This is a genomic window from Nocardioides sp. Leaf285, from assembly GCF_001422955.1.
GTDB lineage: Bacteria > Actinomycetota > Actinomycetes > Propionibacteriales > Nocardioidaceae > Nocardioides > Nocardioides kribbensis.
The window spans coordinates 1218587-1236235 of record NZ_LMNH01000003.1 but is presented as its reverse complement, the minus strand read 5'-3'; the positions used below and the strand labels follow the sequence as shown (position 1 = coordinate 1236235).

Genomic DNA, 17649 nt, shown 5'->3' with positions numbered 1-17649 from the left:
CGAGCGGCAGGGCCGAGGCGCGGCGACCAGGACCGGCGACGAGGACCGGCGCACCTGCGAGACACGGCGCGACACAGTGAGAACCGACGAGAACCGACGAGAACCGACGAGACGAGGAGCAGACGTGGAAGTGCGAGCCATCCGGGGGGCCACCCAGCTCGACGAGGACACCCGCGACCACATGCTCGACCGCGTCGCGGAGATGGTCACCGACGCGATGACCTCCAACGGCCTGGAGGTCGACGACTTCATCTCCGTCATCTTCACCGCCACCAGTGACCTGGTCTCGGAGTTCCCGGCCTACGCCGCGCGCCAGCTCGGCTTCGGCGACGTGCCGCTGATCTGCGCCCGCGAGCTCGAGATCGAGCGGTCGATGCCCCGCGTCGTGCGGATGATGGCCCACGTCGAGACCGATCTGCCGCGCGCCGACATCACCCACGTCTACCTCCACGGGGCCGCCGCGCTGCGCAGCGACCTGACCCGGGTGCGCTCGGTGCCCGACGCCGACCCCGATGCCTGAGGCCCCGGAGCCTCCGGCCGTCGCCGACCGGGTCCCGCGCCTGGTCGGACCGGTCGAGGTCGTCGGCGCCGGTCTCGTGGGGGCCTCGATCGGCCTGGCCTGCGCCCGCGCCGGGATCGAGGTGCTCCTCACCGACGTCTCGTCGGAGAACGTCCGCACCGCCTCCGGGCTCGGCGCCGGCCGGCCCCGACGCCCCGACGACCGCCCGCAGCTGGTGGTCGTCGCGGTGCCGCCCGACCACCTCGGGCGGGTCATCGCCGCCGCCCTGGCCGACGGCGAGGCCGTCGTCACCGACGTGGGCAGCATCAAGTCGGGCCCGCTCGCCGACGTCGCCGACAGCGCGGGGGCCCACCGCTACGTCGGCAGCCACCCGATGGCCGGCAGCGAGCGCTCCGGCCCGCTGGCCGCCACGGCCGCCCTCTTCGACGGCCGACCCTGGGCGATCACCCCGCACGCCGCCGCCGACGTCGAGGCCGTCGAGCTCGTGGAGGACCTCGTGCGGCTGTGCGGGGGAGTGCCGGTCTGGCTCACCCCGGCCGAGCACGACCGGGCCGTGGCCCGCACCTCCCACGTGCCCCACCTGCTCTCCGCCCTGGTGGCCGCCCGCCTGGCCGAGGCCCCGGAGAACCACCTGACCCTGTCGGGCCAGGGCGTCCGCGACGTCACCCGCGTGGCCGCCGGCGACCCACGGCTCTACGGCCAGATCGTCTCGGGCAACGCCGAGGCCGTCGCCGCGCTCCTCACCGAGGTCCGCGACGACCTCGAGACGATGATCGCCGCGGTCAGCGCCGGCGACCGGGCCGGTCTCGAGCTGCTGCTCGACCGCGGCGTCGCCGGCACCCGCAGCATCCCCGGCAAGCACGGTGGCCCGGCCACCCCGACCCGCTCGGTCTTCGTGGCCGTGCCCGACCACCCCGGCGAGCTCGCCCGCCTCTTCGCCGACGCCGTGGCCAGCGAGGTCAACATCGAGGACATCCGCATCGACCACGACCCGGGTCGCCCCGTCGGCCTCGTCGAGCTGGTGGTCGACCGCACCCGGGCCGAGCACCTGCTCGGGTCGCTGGAGGAGCGGGGCTGGACGACGCACCGCTGAGGCGGTGACGGGGGGCGGGCTGCGGAGCGCCGGAGGGTCGCGACGACGGATTCAGCCGGGGGTGACGCCCACCGATAGGCTGCGGCACCGTGACCACCCCCGCCACCAGCTCTGCGTCCGACCCCGCCCCGGCTCCCGGTCAGGCCGACGGCCCGGCCTCCCGACAGGGCACGGTGGTGGCGGTGGACGGCACCTCGGGGTCGGGCAAGTCCAGCACCTGCCGGGCCGTGGCCGCCCGGCTCGGGCTGGCCTACCTCGACACGGGCGCGATGTTCCGCGCGATGACCTGGTGGATGCTCGAGCAGGGTGTCGACGTCCACGACGCCGCGGCCGTCGCGGAGCGCTGCGAGGAGCCCCGGATCGTCTCCGGCACCGACCCGGAGGCCCCCACCATCCACGTCGACGGCACCGACGTCGCCGCCGCCATCCGCACCGACGCGGTCACCGGCTCGGTCTCGCCGGTCAGCACCGTGCCCGCGGTGCGCGCGCGGCTGCTGACCATGCAGCGCGAGGTCATCGCCGAGGCCGTCCGCGGCACCGGCATCGTCGTCGAGGGCCGTGACATCGGCTCCGTGGTCGCCCCCGACGCGCCGGTGAAGCTCTACCTCACCGCCGACCCCGCTGCGCGTGCCGCCCGTCGCGCCGCCGAGGAGGGCGGCAGCGACCTGGCCGCCACCCAGGCCGTGCTGCTCGACCGGGACCGGATCGACTCCAGCCGCGCCACCGCCCCGCTGACCATGGCCGAGGGCGCGGTGCACATCGACACCACCCCCTTCACCCTCGACGAGGTCGTCGCCCAGGTCGTCGGGCTGGTCCGGGCGGTGGGGACGCGCGCGTGACGCCGCCCCACCGCGACACCCAGGACGAGCGGGACACCCACGTCGCGAGCGGCCCACGGGGAGCGCGCACCCCGCGGTCCCTCGCCCGACGCGACCGCGGCGACCGGCGTACGGCGCACCGCGAGCTCCCGCGCACCGACGCGACCCCCTTCCCGCACCGGGCCATGCTCCACGGGCTGCGGCCGATCTCGTCGTGGCTGGTGCGCCGCCGCTACCGCGTGCGGGTGCAGGGTGCGGAGCACACGCCCCCGACCGGCCCGGTGCTCTTCGCCGCCAACCACGTCGGGGTCATGGACGGCCCGCTGCTGGCCATCTTCGCGCCCCGCCCGGTGCACGCACTGACCAAGGCGGAGATGTTCGGAGGGCGGCTGGGCACCTTCCTGCTGTGGTCGGGTCAGGTGCCGCTCGACCGCTTCCACGCCGACCCCGCGGCGGTGAAGACCTGCCTGCGGGTGCTGCGCGACGACGGGGCCGTCGGCATCTTCCCCGAGGGGCGCCGCGGTGCCGGTGACCTGGAGCGCTTCCACCGCGGAGCGGCCTACCTCGCCCTGGCGACCGGCGCCGCCGTGGTGCCCGTCACCCTCCTCGGCACCCGCGAGCCCGGTGGGTGGAGCGGGGAGCTCCCGCCACGTGGGACCATGGTCGACATCGTGTTCGGCGCGCCGTTCACGGTGCCGCCGCAGCCGTGGCCGCGCACCAAGGAACACGTGGCCGCCACGTCGGTGTTGTTGCGAGAGCACATGCTGGCGCACCTCGCCGCATCACGCGCGTCGACCGGGCGGGACCTCCCCGGTCCGCTGCCACCCGGAGACCTGGAACCCGACCCCGCCACCGGGGTCACCGATCAAGGAGCACCATGAGCGACAGCCCGAGCGAGCACGCCGGCGACCCCTTCGAGGACGCCGGCCTGACGGGTGACGGACCGGTGCCCGTGCTCGCCGTCGTCGGCCGCCCCAACGTCGGCAAGTCGACCCTCGTCAACCGCATCATCGGCCGGCGCGAGGCCGTCGTCGAGGACGTGCCCGGCGTGACCCGCGACCGCGTCTCCTACGACGCGCACTGGAACGGTCGCGCCTTCACCGTCGTCGACACCGGCGGCTGGGACCCCGACGCCCGCGGCCTGGCCGAGCGGATCGCCGGACAGGCCGAGATCGCGGTGTCGCTGGCCGACGCCGTGCTCTTCGTCGTCGACGCCACGGTCGGCATCACCGACGCCGACGAGGCGGTGGTGAAGATCCTGCGCCGCTCGGAGAAGCCCGTCGTGCTGGCCGCCAACAAGGTGGACGACCAGCGCACCGAGGCGGAGGCCTTCGGTCTCTGGAACCTCGGCCTCGGCGAGCCGTGGCCGGTCTCCGCGCTGCACGGCCGTGGCTCGGGCGACATGCTCGACGCGGTGCTGGCCGCCCTGCCGGAGCCCCCGCCCGAGCGTGACGCCGCCCCGGGCGGCCCGCGTCGCATCGCGATCGTCGGCAAGCCCAACGTCGGCAAGTCCTCCCTGCTGAACCGACTGGCCGGCTCCGAGCGCGTCGTCGTCGACAACGTCGCGGGCACGACCGTCGACCCCGTCGACGAGCTCATCGAGCTGGGCGGAAGGACCTGGCGCTTCATCGACACCGCGGGCATCCGCAAGCGGGTCAAGGAGGCCTCGGGCCACGAGTACTACGCCTCGCTGCGCACGACCACCGCGATCGACCGCGCCGAGGTGGCGGTGCTGGTCGTCGACGGCGGGCAGTCCATCAGCGAGCAGGACGTGCGGATCATCCAGACCGTGCGCGAGGCCGGACGTGCCCTCGTCATCGCCTTCAACAAGTGGGACCTCGTCGACGAGGAGCGCCGCTACTACCTCGAGCGCGAGATCGAGCGCGAGCTCGTGCAGGTGCAGTGGGCGCCACGGATCAACATCACCGCCCGCACCGGCTGGCACGTGGACCGCCTCGTGCCGGCACTGGAGAAGGCCGTCGAGGGCTGGGAGACCCGCATCGGCACAGGTGCGCTCAACTCGTTCCTCGGGCGACTCGTCGCCGAGCACCCGCACCCCGTGCGCTCGGGCAAGCAGCCCAAGGTCCTCTTCGGCACCCAGGCCACCACCGCGCCGCCGACCTTCGTGCTCTTCACCTCGGGCAAGCTCGACGCGGGCTACGAGCGCTTCATCGAGCGCCGCCTGCGCGAGGAGTTCGGCTTCGTCGGCACCCCGATCGTGCTGGAGCAGCGACCGCGGGAGAAGCGCAAGCGCTGAGACGGCAGGGCTCGGACCCGAGTGCTCCTGGGCCCCGGCCTCGGGGCGAGGTGCCTCGGTACTAGGGGGAGGGGCACGACCGTGACCCTCCCCCTAGCACGCCACCGGCCTGTGCCGGAGGGGCTCGGGCCGGTGCGGCGGAGCGACCCCGGTGCCGGGCGGCTCCGCGCCCGTGCGGCGGCCGACCCGGCGTGCGACTCCCCCTCGCGACCTGTGGGCCGACGCGACGCTCGACCCGACGTTCGACCTGACGCCCGACGTTTGACTCGACGCGGTCGGCCGCCAAGGATCGGACCTCGGCCGCACGGGCGCGGCCGCCACCCCCCGGAGGAGATCTCGTGCCGCACCCTGCCGATCCGACGAGCGACTCGACGTTCGACTCGACGAGCGATCCGGCGGTCCGCACCGGGACGACCACGGTCCGGGTCGCCTACGGCACCACCGGACTCGACGTGGAGCTCCCCGCCGACGGCACGACGGTGGTCGCGCCGACCCACAGCGAGCCCGCGCCCGACGTGCCGGCCGCCCTGCGCGAGGCCCTGGCGCACCCCGTGGCCGGGCCGCCGCTGCGCGAGCTGGTGGGTCCCGGGCAGACCGTGGCGATCTCGCTCTGCGACGCCACCCGTCCGCAGCCGCGCGAGCTCATGGTGCGCGCGATCCTCGCCGAGCTCGAGGGGATCGTGACCCGTGAGGACCTCGTGCTGCTCGTGGCCACCGGCACCCACCGCGCCAACACCGACGCCGAGCTGCGGGCCATGCTCGGCGACGACCTGGTCGACACCGTGCGCGTCGTCAACCACGACAGCCGCGACCCCGACGTGCTGCGCTGGATGGGGGTGCACGGCGACGGGGTGCCGGTCTGGCTCAACCGCCACTGGGTCGACGCCGACGTCAAGGTCACCACGGGCTTCGTCGAGCCCCACTTCTTCGCCGGCTTCAGCGGTGGACCCAAGCTGGTCGCCCCGGGGCTGGCCGGCCTGGAGACCGTGCTGACACTCCACGACGCCGCCCGGATCGGCAGCGAGCAGGCGACCTGGGCGGTCTGCGAGGGCAACCCCGTGCACGACGACGTGCGCGCCATCGCCGCGGCCACCGGGGTCGACTTCGCCCTCGACGTGGTGCTCAACCGCGAGCAGCAGGTCGTCCGCGCCTTCGGGGGCGAGCTGCTGGCCATGCACGCCGAGGCGCGCGAGGTCGTGCGGGAGCTGTCGATGCAGGCGGTGCCCGACCTCTTCGACGTCGTGGTGACCAGCAACTCCGGCTTCCCGCTGGACCAGAACCTCTACCAGGCGGTGAAGGGCATGACGGCCGCTGCCACGGTGGTGCGGCCCGGCGGGCTCATCGTCTGCGTCGCGGAGTGCCGCGACGGCTTCCCCGACCACGGGACCTTCCGCGAGGTCCTCGCCTCCGAGGACAGCCCGGAGGCGCTGCTGGAGGCCATCTCGCGGCGCAGCGAGACCGTGCCCGACCAGTGGCAGGTGCAGGTGCTCGCGCGGGTGCTGGCCCGGGCCAGGGTCGGGGTGCACACCACCCACCTCAGCGACGAGGAGCTGCGCACGGCCCACCTCTTCCTGGTCGAGGACGTCGCCGCGGCGGTGCGCGAGGAGCTGGAGCGGGTCGGGCCGGGGGCGCGGGTCTGCGTGCTGCCCGAGGGGCCGCAGACGATCGCCTACGTCGACGCCGGCCGACCCGTCGACCGGCCGGGGATGCGCCGGGGGACCGCCGCAGGACCGCCCGCCCAGGGGACGACCGGCTTGACCTGATCGAACACGTGTTCGATCATGGGGGTGTGACCGCGATGCCCGCCCTCGACCCCAGCCGCCCGGTGCTCGACCAGCTCCGGGAGCGGGTCGCGGCCATGGAGGGCGGGCCGGCGCGGGAGGCCGTGGCGACGCACGCCGGGCTCTCCGACCTGCTCCAGCTGCGTGCCGGGGCGACCTACTCCGTCGACGCCGCCTCGGTGGGTCTGGCGCTGGCCGCGGAGGCCTCGCGGGCGGGGGAGTGGGTCGGCTTCGCCGGCTGGGCCGACTTCGGCGCGGAGGCCGCCGCCGAGCTGGGGGTCGACCTGACGCGCACCGTGCTGGTGCCCGAGCCCGGCGAGCACTGGCTCGAGGTGACCGCGGCGCTGGTCGACGTGCTGCGCGTCGTGGTGCTGCGTCCGCCGGCGAGCGTCGACGCCCGCTCCGCGGGCGTGCTCGACGCCCGGCTGCGCACCCGCTCCTCGGTGCTGGTCGTCCACGGCGACTGGCCCCGCTGCGACGCCCGGCTGAGCCTGGAGGAGTCGCGCTGGTCGGGCCCCGACCACGGCTCCGGCCGGCTGCGCGCGCGCCGGGCCCGCCTCGCCGTGCGCCGCGGCACGGCCCCGCCGGCGCGTGCGGAGGTGTGGTTCCCCGGGATCGACGCGCCGCTGGTCGGCGTCGACGAGCGGTCCGAGCGAGCGGCCCGGGTCTCCCGCCCCCGGGGCCCGGCGCTCGAGCCGGTCGGTCCGCTCGAGCCGCTCGAGCCGGTCGGTCCGCGCGGCCCGGGCGGCCCGGCTGGACCCGTCGGCGTGCGTGGGCCGGGCGGCCTGGTCGTCGAGGAGGCCGGCGCGTGCGGGTGATGGTGGTGTGGTGCCCCGACTGGTCGGTGGTGGCCGGCCTGGCCGAGGCGCGACGCTCGCGCCAGCTGCCCGCGGCGGTGCTGGCCGCCGGCGCGGTGGAGGTGTGCAACGGCCCGGCCCGCGACAGCGGCGTACGACGCGGACAGCGCAAGCGCGACGCGCAGGCCCGCTGCCCCGAACTGCTGCTGCTGGAGGCCGGTCCGGAGCGCGACGCGCGCCACTACGAGCCGGTGCTCGCGGCCGTGGAGGAGCTGCGCCCGGGGGTCTCCCCGATGCGGCCCGGGCTGCTCGCGGTGCGCGCGCCCGGGCGCTACTTCGGCGGGGAGGAGCACGCCGCCGCGCTGGTCGCCCAGACCCTGGTCGACGCCGGGGTCTGGGACTGCCGCATCGGGGTGGCCGACGATGTGTTCACCGCAGAGCAGGCCGCCCGCACCGCCGCGGTGCAGGAGGCCGTGGTCGTGCCCTCGGGCGGCTCGGCCGACTTCCTGCGCGGACTGCCGGTGCGGGTGCTGGAGAGCGACGGGCAGGCGGGGCGCGAGGTCGCCTCGCTGGTGGGTCGTCTCGGGCTGGGCACGCTGGGCGACCTGGCCGGGCTGCCGCTGGCCTCGGTGCAGGACCGCTTCGGCCGCTACGGCGCCGACCTGTGGCACCGGGTGCGCGGCGCGGGCCGCAGCGTCCTGGGCGAGCGCACCCCGCCGCCCGACCTCGACGTCGAGGTCGTCTTCGAGCCGCCCCTGGAGTCGGTGGAGGCCGTCTGCTTCAGCGTGCGGACCACCGCCGAGCGCCTCGTCTCCGGGCTCGCCTCGCGCCAGCTGGTGGCCACCGAGGTGCGGGTCGAGGCCGAGAGCGAGGGCGTCGTCGTCTCCAGCCGGGCCTGGCTGCACCCGCGCTGCTTCACCGCGCGCGACCTCGTCGACCGGGTGCACTGGCAGCTGCAGGGCGAGGGCGGGTCGCTGCGCTCGCGCCACGACGCGGGCGTCGTGCGCGCGCCGGTGGAGCGGGTGCGCTTCGTGCCCGAGACCGTCGAGCCCGCCGCGGCCCACGCCGAGGCGCTGTGGGGCGGCGGCAGCGACGAGCTCGTCGAGCGGGGGGTGGCGCGGGTGCAGGCGATGATCGGCTTCGAGTCCGTGCTGCGTCCCGTGCTCCAGGGCGGGCGCTCACCGGCCGAGCGGCAGGCCAGCGTGCCCTGGGGCGAGCGGCCCACCGGGCTGCGCCCCCTCGACCGGCCGTGGCCGACCCGGGTGCCCGGCCCGCCCCCGGTGCGGGTCTTCAGCCCGCCGCGGGTGGCCGAGGTCGTCGACGGGACCGGCCACCCGGTGGCGGTCAGCGAGCGGGGCGCGGTGAGTGCCGACCCGCGGCGCTTCCGCTTCGGCGCCGCGCTGCTGGTCGCGGCGCCCGGTTCCGCCGGTGTGCCCCAGGCGGGCGGCCGGGCGGGAGCACAGGAGGGCCTGTGGGCCCTCGAGGACACCCCGCAGGTCGTCGCCCGCACCACCGGCCGTCCGCAGCTCGGCGCCGGCGCACACCCGCCCAGCGGGGCACCGGGGGCACCGGGCCGCCCGGGTGAGCGGCCCTGGCAGCCGGTGGCCTCCTGGGCCGGCCCGTGGCCGGTCGACGAGGAGTGGTGGGTGGAGACCGCGCCGGCCGACGGCTCCCGTGCCGCGCGCTTCCAGGTCGTCGGCGTCGACGGTCGCGCCTGGCTGCTGCGGTGGAGCACCGCCGGGTGGACCCTCGAGGCGGGCTACGACTGATGGGCTGGTCCAACCCCGCGGTGCCCTGGCGCGAGCTGGAGAGACGGCTCTCCGGTCGTCCCGGCGCGCCCGGTGCCGAGGACGCGCCGATCTCGCGGCGCAAGCACGCCCGCCCCTCGCAGCGGCCCATCGAGCGTCCGGCGGCGGTCACGCCGTACGCCGAGCTGCACTGCCACTCCCACTTCAGCTTCCTCGACGGGGCGAGCTCGCCGGGGGAGCTGGTGGAGGAGGCGGTGCGCCTGGGGCTGAGCGGGCTGGCACTGACCGACCACGACGGCTTCCACGGGGCGCCGCTGCTGGCCGAGGCCGCCGCGGTCCACGACCTGCGCACGGTCTTCGGCGCCGAGCTGTCGCTGGGGCTGACCCGCCCGCAGAACGGCGTGGCCGATCCCGAGGGCTCCCACCTGCTGGTGCTGGCGCGGGGGGTGGAGGGCTACCACCGGCTCGCGGGCGCGATGACCGAGGCCAACCTGCGCGGTGACGAGAAGGGCCGCCCCGACCACGACCTCGACGAGCTGGCCGAGCGCGGCCGGGGGCACTGGGTGGTGCTCACCGGCTGCCGCAAGGGCACGGTGCACCGGGCGCTCGCGGCGGGCGGGCCGACGGCCGCGGCCCTCGAGCTCGACCGGCTCACCGCCCGCTTCGGCCTCGACGGGGTGGTCGTCGAGCTCTCGGCGCGACCGACCCCGCAGGACGCCGAGACCAACGAGCTGCTGGCCGGGCTGGCCCGCGACCACGGACTGCCGGTGGTGGCCACCGGCAACGTCCACTTCGCCCAGCCCTCCGGGCGCCGGCTGGCCGCGGCCATGGCGGCGGTGCGTGCCCGGCGCAGCCTGGCCGACATGGACGGCTGGCTCGACCTCTCCGGCGCGGCCCACCTGCGCAGCGGGGCGGAGGTGGCCGCGGCGATGGCGACCCGCCCCGAGGCGGTGCGGCGCTCGGTCGCGCTGGCCGAGGAGCTGGCCTTCGACCTGCGCAAGGCCTCCCCGCGCCTGCCCAAGCACCGCATCCCCGAGGGCCACACGCCCAGCTCGTGGCTGCGGGTGCTGGCCTGGCGGGGCTTCGAGGAGCGCTACGCCGGCACGCCGATGGAGGCCGAGGCCCGCGAGCGCGTCCACCACGAGCTGCGGGTGATCGAGGAGAAGGACTTCGCGGGCTACTTCGTCATCGTGCACGACATCGTCGCCTTCGCCCGCGAGCGCGGCATCCTGTGCCAGGGCCGCGGCTCGGCGGCCAGCTCCGCGGTCTGCTTCGCGCTCGGCATCACCGCCGTCGACGCCGTCTTCTACCGCCTGCCCTTCGAGCGCTTCATCTCCGCCCACCGCGACGAGGAGCCCGACATCGACGTCGACTTCGACTCCGACCGGCGTGAGGAGGTGATCCAGTGGGTCTACCGCACCTACGGGCGGCGCAACGCCGCCCAGGTCGCCAACGTCGTCGCCTACCGCCCCCGCATGGCGGTGCGCGACGCCGCCAAGGCGCTGGGCCACTCCCAGGGCCAGCAGGACGCGTGGTCGAAGCAGGTCGACGGCTGGAGCTCGGTGGTGGCCGCCGACGCCCGCGACCCCGAGGGCGGCCCCGCGCTCGACATCCCGCGCCCGGTGGTGGCGCTGGCCGAGCAGCTGCTGGGGGCGCCGCGCCACCTCGGCATCCACTCCGGTGGCATGGTGCTGACCGAGCGCCCGGTGGGGGAGGTGTGCCCGATCGAGCGGGCCCGCATGGAGGACCGCACGGTGCTGCAGTGGGACAAGGACGGCTGCGAGTCGATGGGGCTGGTGAAGTTCGACCTGCTGGGCCTGGGCATGCTCGGCGCGCTCGACCACATGATGCGCCTGACCGAGGAGCACCTGGGGGAGCGCTGGACCCTGGCCACGATCCCGCGTGAGGAGCCGGCGGTCTACGACATGCTCTGCCGCGCCGACTCCATCGGCGTCTTCCAGGTCGAGAGCCGCGCCCAGATCGGCACGCTGCCGTGCCTGCAGCCGCGGGAGTTCTACGACCTGGCCATCGAGATCGCCCTCATCCGCCCCGGGCCGATCCAGGGCGGTGCGGTCCACCCCTACGTGCGCCGGGCCACCGGCAAGGAGCCGGTCGTCTACGACCACCCCGAGCTGGTGCCGGTGCTCGAGCGCACCCGCGGGGTGCCGCTCTTCCAGGAGCAGCTGATGGCGATGGCGGTGACCCTGGGCGACTGCTCGCGCGACGACGCCGACCTGCTGCGCCGGGCCATGGGCTCCAAGCGCGGCGTCGAGAGGATCGAGAGCGTCAAGGCGAAGCTCTACGCCGGCATGGAGCGTCGCGGGCTGGTCGGCGACGCCGCCGACGCGATCTACGTCAAGATCCTCTCCTTCGCCAACTTCGGCTTCGCGGAGTCCCACGCGCTGAGCTTCGCGCTGCTGGTCTACGCCTCGTCGTGGTTCAAGCTGCACTACCCCGCGGCCTTCCTGGTCGGTCTGCTGCGCACCCAGCCGATGGGCTTCTACTCCCCGCAGTCGCTGGTGGGCGACGCCCGCCGCCACGGCGTCGAGGTACGCCGCCCCGACCTGGCGCGCTCCGGGGTGCAGGCCGGGCTCGAGCCAGTGGACCCCGGCGGGACGGGTGCGACGGGTGCCACCGGTCTCGACCAGTGCCTCGCGGCGTCCTTCGAGCGGGCGGAGTGGGACCCGGCCCGCCCCGACCCCACCCGCACCCACCGGCGCGACGGCCACCTGGTCGTGCGCCTGGGGCTGGACTCGGTGCGCGGGATCGGCGCCGACGTCGCGGCGCGGATCGTGGCCGCGCGCGCGGAGGCGGCGTACACCTCGGTGACCGACCTGTCACGACGCGCGGGGCTGTCGACCCAGCAGCTGGAGGCGCTCGCCACCGCCGGGGCGCTGGAGTGCCTGGGGCTCGACCGGCGCCAGGCGCTGTGGGCCGCGGGCGCCTCGGAGAGCGCCGACCACCTGCCGGGCTCCACGCCCTCGCCGGCCCCGCCGACGCTGCCCGGCATGAGCGCGGAGGAGGTGACCCTGGCCGACCTCTGGGCCACCCGGGTCTCGCCCGAGACCCATCCGGTGGAGCACCTGCGCGAGCTGCTCACCGGCAGCGGCATCTCCTCGGTGGCCGACCTCGCGCGCACCGAGCCCGGCCGTCGCGTGCACGTCGCGGGCCTGGTCACCCACCGGCAGCGCCCGGGCACCGCGCAGGGCATCACCTTCCTCAACGTCGAGGACGAGACCGGGATGCTCAACGTCGTCTGCTCGGTCGGCGTGATGCGCGCCCACCGCTCCGCGGCGCGGGGCGCGGTCGCGGTGGTGGTGCGCGGGATCCTCGAGCGGGAGGAGGGCGTGACCAACCTGGTCGCCGACCGCGTGGTCACCCTCGACTCGGTCATCGCCGGTGCGGGCTCGGCCCTCCAGCTGCGCCAGACCTCCCGCGACTTCCGCTGACCGCCCGCCCCGGAGCCCGGTCGGGTGCGTGCGGCGGGGTCGATTCCGGACCGGGAGCCGGGGTGTTGTAGTGTTCACGCGCTGTCCCGGTCACGCTCGCGTGGCCGCACGGGACGGGGTTCGGGCTGTAGCGCAGCTTGGTAGCGCACTTGACTGGGGGTCAAGGGGTCGCAGGTTCAAATCCTGTCAGCCCGACCGGAGAAGATGCAGGTGGGAGAGGGTGCCGGAGCGATCCGGCACCCTCTTCTCGCGTCTCGGGGCTTCCTCCGACACAGGAAGAACAGCGAGGATGGGTGCGTGTCCAGGGTCCTTCTGATCGGCATCGCTGCCGTCCTGATCGCCGCGACGTCCGGACTGGCCGGCTACGTCCTCGGTCGCGCCGAGGTGTCTGCGTGCCAGGAGGACCTGCGCACGACCATCGAGGCGCTGGAGAGGTCGCAGTCGCGTGCCCCCGACGACAGCGCGGTGTACGGCGTCTCCGGCGGCAGCTGCCTGAGATGACGGGTGGGACCAGCGAGCCCCGGTCCTCCGGCTTCTCCTACGACTCGGCCCGACCCGCTGAGGCGAGCGGCGCCGCCCCCGTCACCTACGTCGAGCTGAGGCACCACGAGTACGCCGGGCCGTTCTGGGACGACGAAGGCGGCCTCGGCGAGGACTACGCCGACTGGGAGCCGTACGGAATGACCCGTGCCACCTTCGACGCCTGCTGCCGGTGGAGCGAGACGGGTGGCGGCGACGAGGAGAAGGCACGACTGCTCGCGCTGGTGCGCGCGCAGCTGCCGTCGAGCGTCGAGGTGGCGTCACCGCCAGCGGGGGAGTGAGCAGGGGCGCCGGCCCGCGTCACCATCGACCCGGCGTGCGACGACCGCCGCTCCCCTCCGAGGGGCTGCGGCGGTCGTCGTACGTCGTGCGCGCGGCTCAGGCGCCAGGGGTCTCGGCGCGCACGCTCTGCACCGAGGAGGAGCCCTCGTCCTGGACCCGGGCGGCGGACTGCTGCGCGGTGTCCTTGACCTGCGCGGCGGCGTCGGCGGCGCTGTCCTTGAGGTGCCCGGCCACGTCTTGACCGGCCTGCTTGACCTCGTCGACCACGGGCTGGCCGTGCTCCTTGGCGGCGTCGACGGTCTGCTGCGCGAGATGTGCCTCGGCGTCGCTGGCCGGGACGAGCGCGGCGACGAGCAGCCCTGCGCCGAAGGCCACCAGCCCGGCACCGAGCGGGCTGCCCTGCACGGCGCTGCCGGTGCTGTCGGCGGCGCTCGAGGCCGCGCCGCGCACCCCGTCGGTGGCACTGCCGAGGGTGGAGCCGGCCGTCGAGCCGGCCGAGTCGCGCACCCCCGAGGCGCTGCCCATCACCCGGTCGCGCACCGACGAGGCGCGCCCGCGCACGGCGGCCTTGCGACGCTCGACGATCGCGCTCGGGCTCATCCGGTCCTGCAGGGCGTCGAGGTCCTGCGCGAGGGCCTCGCGGGTCCCTGCGATGTCGTTGCTCAGCTCTTCTGTGCTCTGGCCCATGATGCGTCCTCCTTGAGGGTGCGCTGCGTGGTCGGCAGCTGCGGGTTGCTCTGCTGGAGAGCCTTCTTGCCGGTCAGGGCGAGGGCGCCGGCGACGACGCCCCACACCAGGGCCACGACGAGCGCGGCCAGCCACAGCGGCAGCACGGTGTCGAGGCCGAACATCGCGGCGGCGGAGAGGAACAGCAGCAGGTAGGACCCGGCCACACCGGCGCCGCCGAGCAGGCCGGCGCCCTTGCCGGCCCGGCCGGCCTCCTGCTTCATCTCGGTCTTGGCGAGGTCCAGCTCCTGGCGGACCAGGGTGGTGAGGTCCTGGGTGATGTCGCCCACGATCTCGCCGAGGCTGCGCTGCCCGCCGTCGGGCGTCGGGGTCTGGGTCATCGCAACGACCCCGGGCGGTCGTCGTGACCCAGGGGGTCGGCCAGCGGGTCGCCCAGCGGGTCGGCCAGGGGATCGGCCAGCGGGTCCCTCCGGGGAGCGTCGTCGGCGCCGGGGGCCGGGACGGCCGTCGTCGCCGGCGTCACGGGGGTGGGGGTGCTCGGCGGAGCCACCGGTGTGGTGCCCGGGGTGGTGGGCGGCAGGACCGGCGACGCGGCGCCCCGGGCGTCCTCGGTGCCGGTCGGGGCGCCCGAGGCGGACCCGGAGGCGCGGGCACCGCTGAGCAGGCGCCCGGTGACGACCCCTGCGGCGAGCGCTCCGGCGAGGAACACGCCCGGTCGGCGGCGGGCGAAGCCCCTGACGTCGTCGAGCAGGTCGCTGGGCTCGCGCCCGTCGAGGTGGGTGCCGAGGCTGCGGGCGCGTTGCGAGACCTGACGGGCGGCCTCGGTGGCCAGCCCCGACTGCGTGCCGCTGGAGGCCATCTGGTCGAGGTCGTCGCTGAGGCCGTGCAGCGTCGTGACCAGACGGTCGCGCTGCGTGCGTGACTGCTCCGTGGCCTGCGCGACGGCGTCGTCGAGCACGCTGCGGGCCTGGGCCCGGGCCTCGGCGGCCACGGTGCCGGCCTCCTCACCGGCCACCGACGCGACGTGACGGGTCTCGTCGGCCGCGGTGGAGGCTGCGCGCTGCGCCTGGGCCCCGGTGCCCTGCGGCGCCTCGGTGGTGCCGAGCCCGTCGTGGGGGCCCGTGGTGGTGTCCTGGGTGTAGGTCATGTCGTCTCCTGTCGTCGAGGACGAGAGGTGCTCGGCCGCTCGGGCCGTCGCGGTGGTTCCTCGACGTCCTCCACGCAACCGCACCGGCCGGGGGGTCCGGCTCCCTCCTGCGGGGTGGAGCCACCGGGGTGAGGCGGTGCAGTGGCCGCTCGGGGCGGAGGACGGGTGCGTGCGCCCCCACCTGCGCGGGTGCGACCCACCGGGCCGCCCCGTGCCGCCCCGTGCCGCCCCGGGCGGCCCCGTGCCGCGCCGCCGACGTCGTCGCGACCGGGGACCTCGCCGAGGTCCCCGGTCGGGGGCCGCTACCCCTGCGCGACCGGGTCCGCGCGGCGGTCGGTGGGCGGCCCGGCGGCCGGCGCGCGGAGGAGACGGGGACCGCCGCCTGGTGCGGGAGACGCAGCACCATGCGGGTGCCCGTGCCCGTCGGTCCGGGGCGTGCGGTGAGCGACCCGCCGTGCTTGACAGCGACGGTGCGGCAGATGGCCAGACCCAGGCCGGTGCCCTCGTAGCCGGAGTGCATCCGCACGAAGGGGTCGAAGACGGCCTCGTGCTGGCCGGCCGGGATGCCGACGCCGTTGTCGTCGACGACCACCTCGTCCCAGCCGTGGGTCGAGCGGGCGCTCACGGTGACCCGGGGGGCGGTGTCGGGGGCGACGTACTTCAGCGCGTTGCCGAGGAGGTTGGCCATGACCTGGCGCAGCTGCACGGGATCGGCGGTGAGCGTGGCGGCCGTGTCGCAGACGACCGTGCCGGGACGCAGGTCGTGGCGGTCGGCGAGGACCTCCGCCACCACGGTGTCGAGGTCGACCGGCTCCGGGTGGTGGGTCGCGGCCTGGGCGCTGGCGTAGCCGAGCAGGTCGTCGATCAGCAGCTCCATCCTCCGGGTGGAGGAGCCGATGCGCCGGTTCATCGACGCCGCGTCGTCGGCGTCCGCGCCGAGGCGCTCGAGCTCGTCGGCGAGCAGCTGGTGCCACCCCGCCAGGCTGGCCAGGGGTGACTTGAGGTCGTGGGCCACCATGCCCGCGAATCCCTGCACCTGGCGCAGGTGCATCTGCTCCCGGGTGACGTCGCGCAGCAGGAAGACCGCGACCCGTCGCCCGGAGGCGGTGGGCAGGGGGGCTCCGCTGACGGAGTGGAAGGTGCGCTCCCCGGTGCCGCTGTCGACGTGCTGCACCAGCTCGCCCAGGATCGTCTCGCCGCCCAGCGCCCGGGTGTGCAGGCCGTCGTCGAGACGGATCGGGGTGCCGTCGGGAAGGTGGAAGCCGTGCTGGCCGGGATCGGCCATGTTGATCGCGGTCGACCCGGCCAGCAGCGCGTCGGCGGTGTGGTTGGACAGCACCACGGTGCCGTCGGCGTCGAGCACCACGAGGGCGTCGGCCATCGACGAGGTCACCGCCCCCAGCAGCTCGGCCTGCGACCGCGCCGCTGCCTCGGAGGCCAGCAGGCGGGCGGCGAGCAGCCCATGACGCTCCTCGCCGTAGGCCAGGAGCATGGCCAGGACGAAGCAGGTGCCCACGAAGAGCTGGGCGACGAGGGCGCGCAGCAGGGGGTCGTCGACGGCGGCGAGCACGCCGAGGCCCTGCGAGGTGAGGGCGACGAGGACCAGGGCGGTGCCGGTGACGTGGACCGCCGCGGCCTCCGGCGAGAAGCGGGTCCCGGCCCAGGCGGCGACCGCCATGAGCACGAAGGCGATCGGGAGCTGGGAGGCGACCCCGTAGATCAGTGCGAGGACCGCCGCGGTGGTCGCGACCAGTGCGGCGTACTCCAGCCGGCTCGTCGACCGGGCGCGGGCGCGCCCGGTGGGGCCCAGGAGGTGGTAGCCCCAGCGGAGGCCGGTCCCCTCCTGGGGCGCGCGGGCGGTGGGTGCGCGGCGCAGGGCGACCAGGGTGCCGACCAGCACCGTCACGGTCACCGAGCTCCGGCCGGTCCAGGCCACCACGGTCTCCCAGGACCAGCCGCCCCCGTCGGCGAGCACGGCCGCCCCGATGACGGGCGCCGTCGCCGCGGAGGCCGCCAGGGCGCTGGCCGCCAGGGCGACCAGGCCGGCGCTCGAGCGCAGGGCCGTGAGCAGGTCGTGGTGTCGCAGCCGACCGCGCCGTCGCGTCGTGACCTCGAGCCCGACGGTGCAGCCGCCGCACAGCGCGAGGTGAGCCAGCACGGTCAGGGCCACGCCCGACGGTGCCTCGAACACGGTCGAGGCCTCGACGGCCAGCACCGCTCCCATCGCCACGAGGGCCACGGCGCGGTCGGAGCGGCCCGGTCGCAGGACGAGCCAGGCGACCGCCACGGCCGCGGCGGGCCAGAACAGTGCGATCGGCGAGCCCGGGGGCCTGGTGTGCAGCCCGACCTCCGCGGCGAGGGTGAACCCGGCGACCCACGCGACCACACCGAGGAGGCGCGCACGGGACGCTCCCGATGCTGCCACCGGTGCACCACCTCCGCTCCCGAGCACGACCTCCGGTCCACATCGGCACGAGGGCCGACACGCTGAGGGGTTGCGGCGCAGGCGCCTGCCGAGCCCCCGGCGCGG

14 protein-coding genes and 1 tRNA gene are annotated in these 17649 nt (G+C 75.7%); 12 read left to right on the top strand and 3 right to left on the bottom strand.

Annotation, left to right across the window (positions count from 1 at the left end; translation table 11 throughout):
* Positions 1 to 124: 124 nt before the first annotated feature.
* The 12 genes from aroH (at position 125) to ASF47_RS14095 (ending at position 13284) form a co-directional block, all read left to right on the top strand.
* Complete coding sequence (aroH, locus tag ASF47_RS14150) at positions 125 to 520, top strand: chorismate mutase (RefSeq protein ID WP_056864514.1); 396 nt, start codon at positions 125 to 127, stop codon at positions 518 to 520.
* A complete protein-coding gene (locus ASF47_RS14145; protein WP_056864513.1) occupies positions 513 to 1613 on the top strand; it encodes a prephenate dehydrogenase in 1101 nt (366 codons plus the stop codon). The genes aroH and ASF47_RS14145 overlap by 8 nt, the downstream gene beginning before the upstream one ends.
* 89 nt (positions 1614 to 1702) lie before the next feature.
* On the top strand, positions 1703 to 2452 hold the full coding sequence (gene cmk / locus ASF47_RS14140) for a (d)CMP kinase (protein ID WP_308196113.1): 750 nt from the start codon (positions 1703 to 1705) through the stop codon (positions 2450 to 2452).
* On the top strand, positions 2449 to 3312 hold the full coding sequence (locus ASF47_RS14135; protein ID WP_235557603.1) for a lysophospholipid acyltransferase family protein: 864 nt from the start codon (positions 2449 to 2451) through the stop codon (positions 3310 to 3312). Before cmk ends, ASF47_RS14135 begins: the two co-directional genes overlap by 4 nt.
* Positions 3309 to 4688: a ribosome biogenesis GTPase Der gene (gene der, locus ASF47_RS14130; RefSeq protein ID WP_056864512.1), complete on the top strand. Its 1380-nt coding sequence runs from the start codon at positions 3309 to 3311 to the stop codon at positions 4686 to 4688. Before ASF47_RS14135 ends, der begins: the two co-directional genes overlap by 4 nt.
* Positions 4689 to 5026: 338 nt before the next feature.
* Positions 5027 to 6451 (top strand): nickel-dependent lactate racemase, encoded by a 1425-nt coding sequence (larA, locus tag ASF47_RS14125; protein ID WP_082500306.1) that lies wholly within the window; start codon positions 5027 to 5029, stop codon positions 6449 to 6451.
* Positions 6452 to 6486: 35 nt separating this feature from the next.
* The gene (locus ASF47_RS14120; protein WP_442937565.1) at positions 6487 to 7287 is read left to right on the top strand and encodes a hypothetical protein; all 801 of its coding nucleotides are present in this window, start codon (positions 6487 to 6489) and stop codon (positions 7285 to 7287) included.
* The gene (locus ASF47_RS21920; RefSeq protein WP_235558762.1) at positions 7287 to 9035 is read left to right on the top strand and encodes a DNA polymerase Y family protein; all 1749 of its coding nucleotides are present in this window, start codon (positions 7287 to 7289) and stop codon (positions 9033 to 9035) included. Before ASF47_RS14120 ends, ASF47_RS21920 begins: the two co-directional genes overlap by 1 nt.
* Positions 9035 to 12463, top strand: coding sequence for an error-prone DNA polymerase (locus ASF47_RS14110; protein ID WP_056864509.1), 3429 nt, complete (start codon positions 9035 to 9037; stop codon positions 12461 to 12463). Before ASF47_RS21920 ends, ASF47_RS14110 begins: the two co-directional genes overlap by 1 nt.
* 121 nt (positions 12464 to 12584) lie before the next feature.
* Positions 12585 to 12658, top strand: a tRNA-Pro gene (locus ASF47_RS14105).
* A gap of 102 nt (positions 12659 to 12760) precedes the next feature.
* A complete protein-coding gene (locus ASF47_RS14100) occupies positions 12761 to 12964 on the top strand; it encodes a hypothetical protein (protein ID WP_056864508.1) in 204 nt (67 codons plus the stop codon).
* Positions 12961 to 13284, top strand: a complete 324-nt coding sequence (locus tag ASF47_RS14095) for a hypothetical protein (RefSeq protein WP_056864507.1) — start codon at positions 12961 to 12963, stop codon at positions 13282 to 13284. The genes ASF47_RS14100 and ASF47_RS14095 overlap by 4 nt, the downstream gene beginning before the upstream one ends.
* A 97-nt stretch (positions 13285 to 13381) precedes the next feature.
* Here the strand turns inward: ASF47_RS14095 and ASF47_RS14090 are convergent, their stop codons facing one another.
* The 3 genes from ASF47_RS14090 to ASF47_RS14080 form a co-directional block, all read right to left on the bottom strand.
* On the bottom strand, positions 13382 to 13972 hold the full coding sequence (locus ASF47_RS14090; protein ID WP_056864506.1) for a DUF3618 domain-containing protein: 591 nt from the start codon (positions 13970 to 13972) through the stop codon (positions 13382 to 13384).
* Positions 13948 to 14352: a phage holin family protein gene (locus tag ASF47_RS14085; RefSeq protein ID WP_056864505.1), complete on the bottom strand. Its 405-nt coding sequence runs from the start codon at positions 14350 to 14352 to the stop codon at positions 13948 to 13950. Before ASF47_RS14085 ends, ASF47_RS14090 begins: the two co-directional genes overlap by 25 nt.
* A gap of 624 nt (positions 14353 to 14976) precedes the next feature.
* Positions 14977 to 17544: an ATP-binding protein gene (locus ASF47_RS14080; RefSeq protein WP_156697896.1), complete on the bottom strand. Its 2568-nt coding sequence runs from the start codon at positions 17542 to 17544 to the stop codon at positions 14977 to 14979.
* Positions 17545 to 17649 lie beyond the last annotated feature (105 nt).

Bases quoted from the DNA above. Each gene is read 5' to 3' on its own strand.
- ASF47_RS14145 (WP_056864513.1), top strand. From the start codon at position 513: ATGCCTGAGGCCCCGGAGCCTCCGGCCGTCGCCGACCGGGTCCCGCGC.
- der (WP_056864512.1), top strand. From the start codon at position 3,309: ATGAGCGACAGCCCGAGCGAGCACGCCGGCGACCCCTTCGAGGACGCC.
- ASF47_RS14110 (WP_056864509.1), top strand. From the start codon at position 9,035: ATGGGCTGGTCCAACCCCGCGGTGCCCTGGCGCGAGCTGGAGAGACGG.
- ASF47_RS14095 (WP_056864507.1), top strand. From the start codon at position 12,961: ATGACGGGTGGGACCAGCGAGCCCCGGTCCTCCGGCTTCTCCTACGAC.
- ASF47_RS21920 (WP_235558762.1), top strand. From the start codon at position 7,287: ATGGTGGTGTGGTGCCCCGACTGGTCGGTGGTGGCCGGCCTGGCCGAG.
- ASF47_RS14090 (WP_056864506.1), bottom strand. From the start codon at position 13,972: ATGGGCCAGAGCACAGAAGAGCTGAGCAACGACATCGCAGGGACCCGC.
- ASF47_RS14120 (WP_442937565.1), top strand. From the start codon at position 6,487: ATGCCCGCCCTCGACCCCAGCCGCCCGGTGCTCGACCAGCTCCGGGAG.
- ASF47_RS14085 (WP_056864505.1), bottom strand. From the start codon at position 14,352: ATGACCCAGACCCCGACGCCCGACGGCGGGCAGCGCAGCCTCGGCGAG.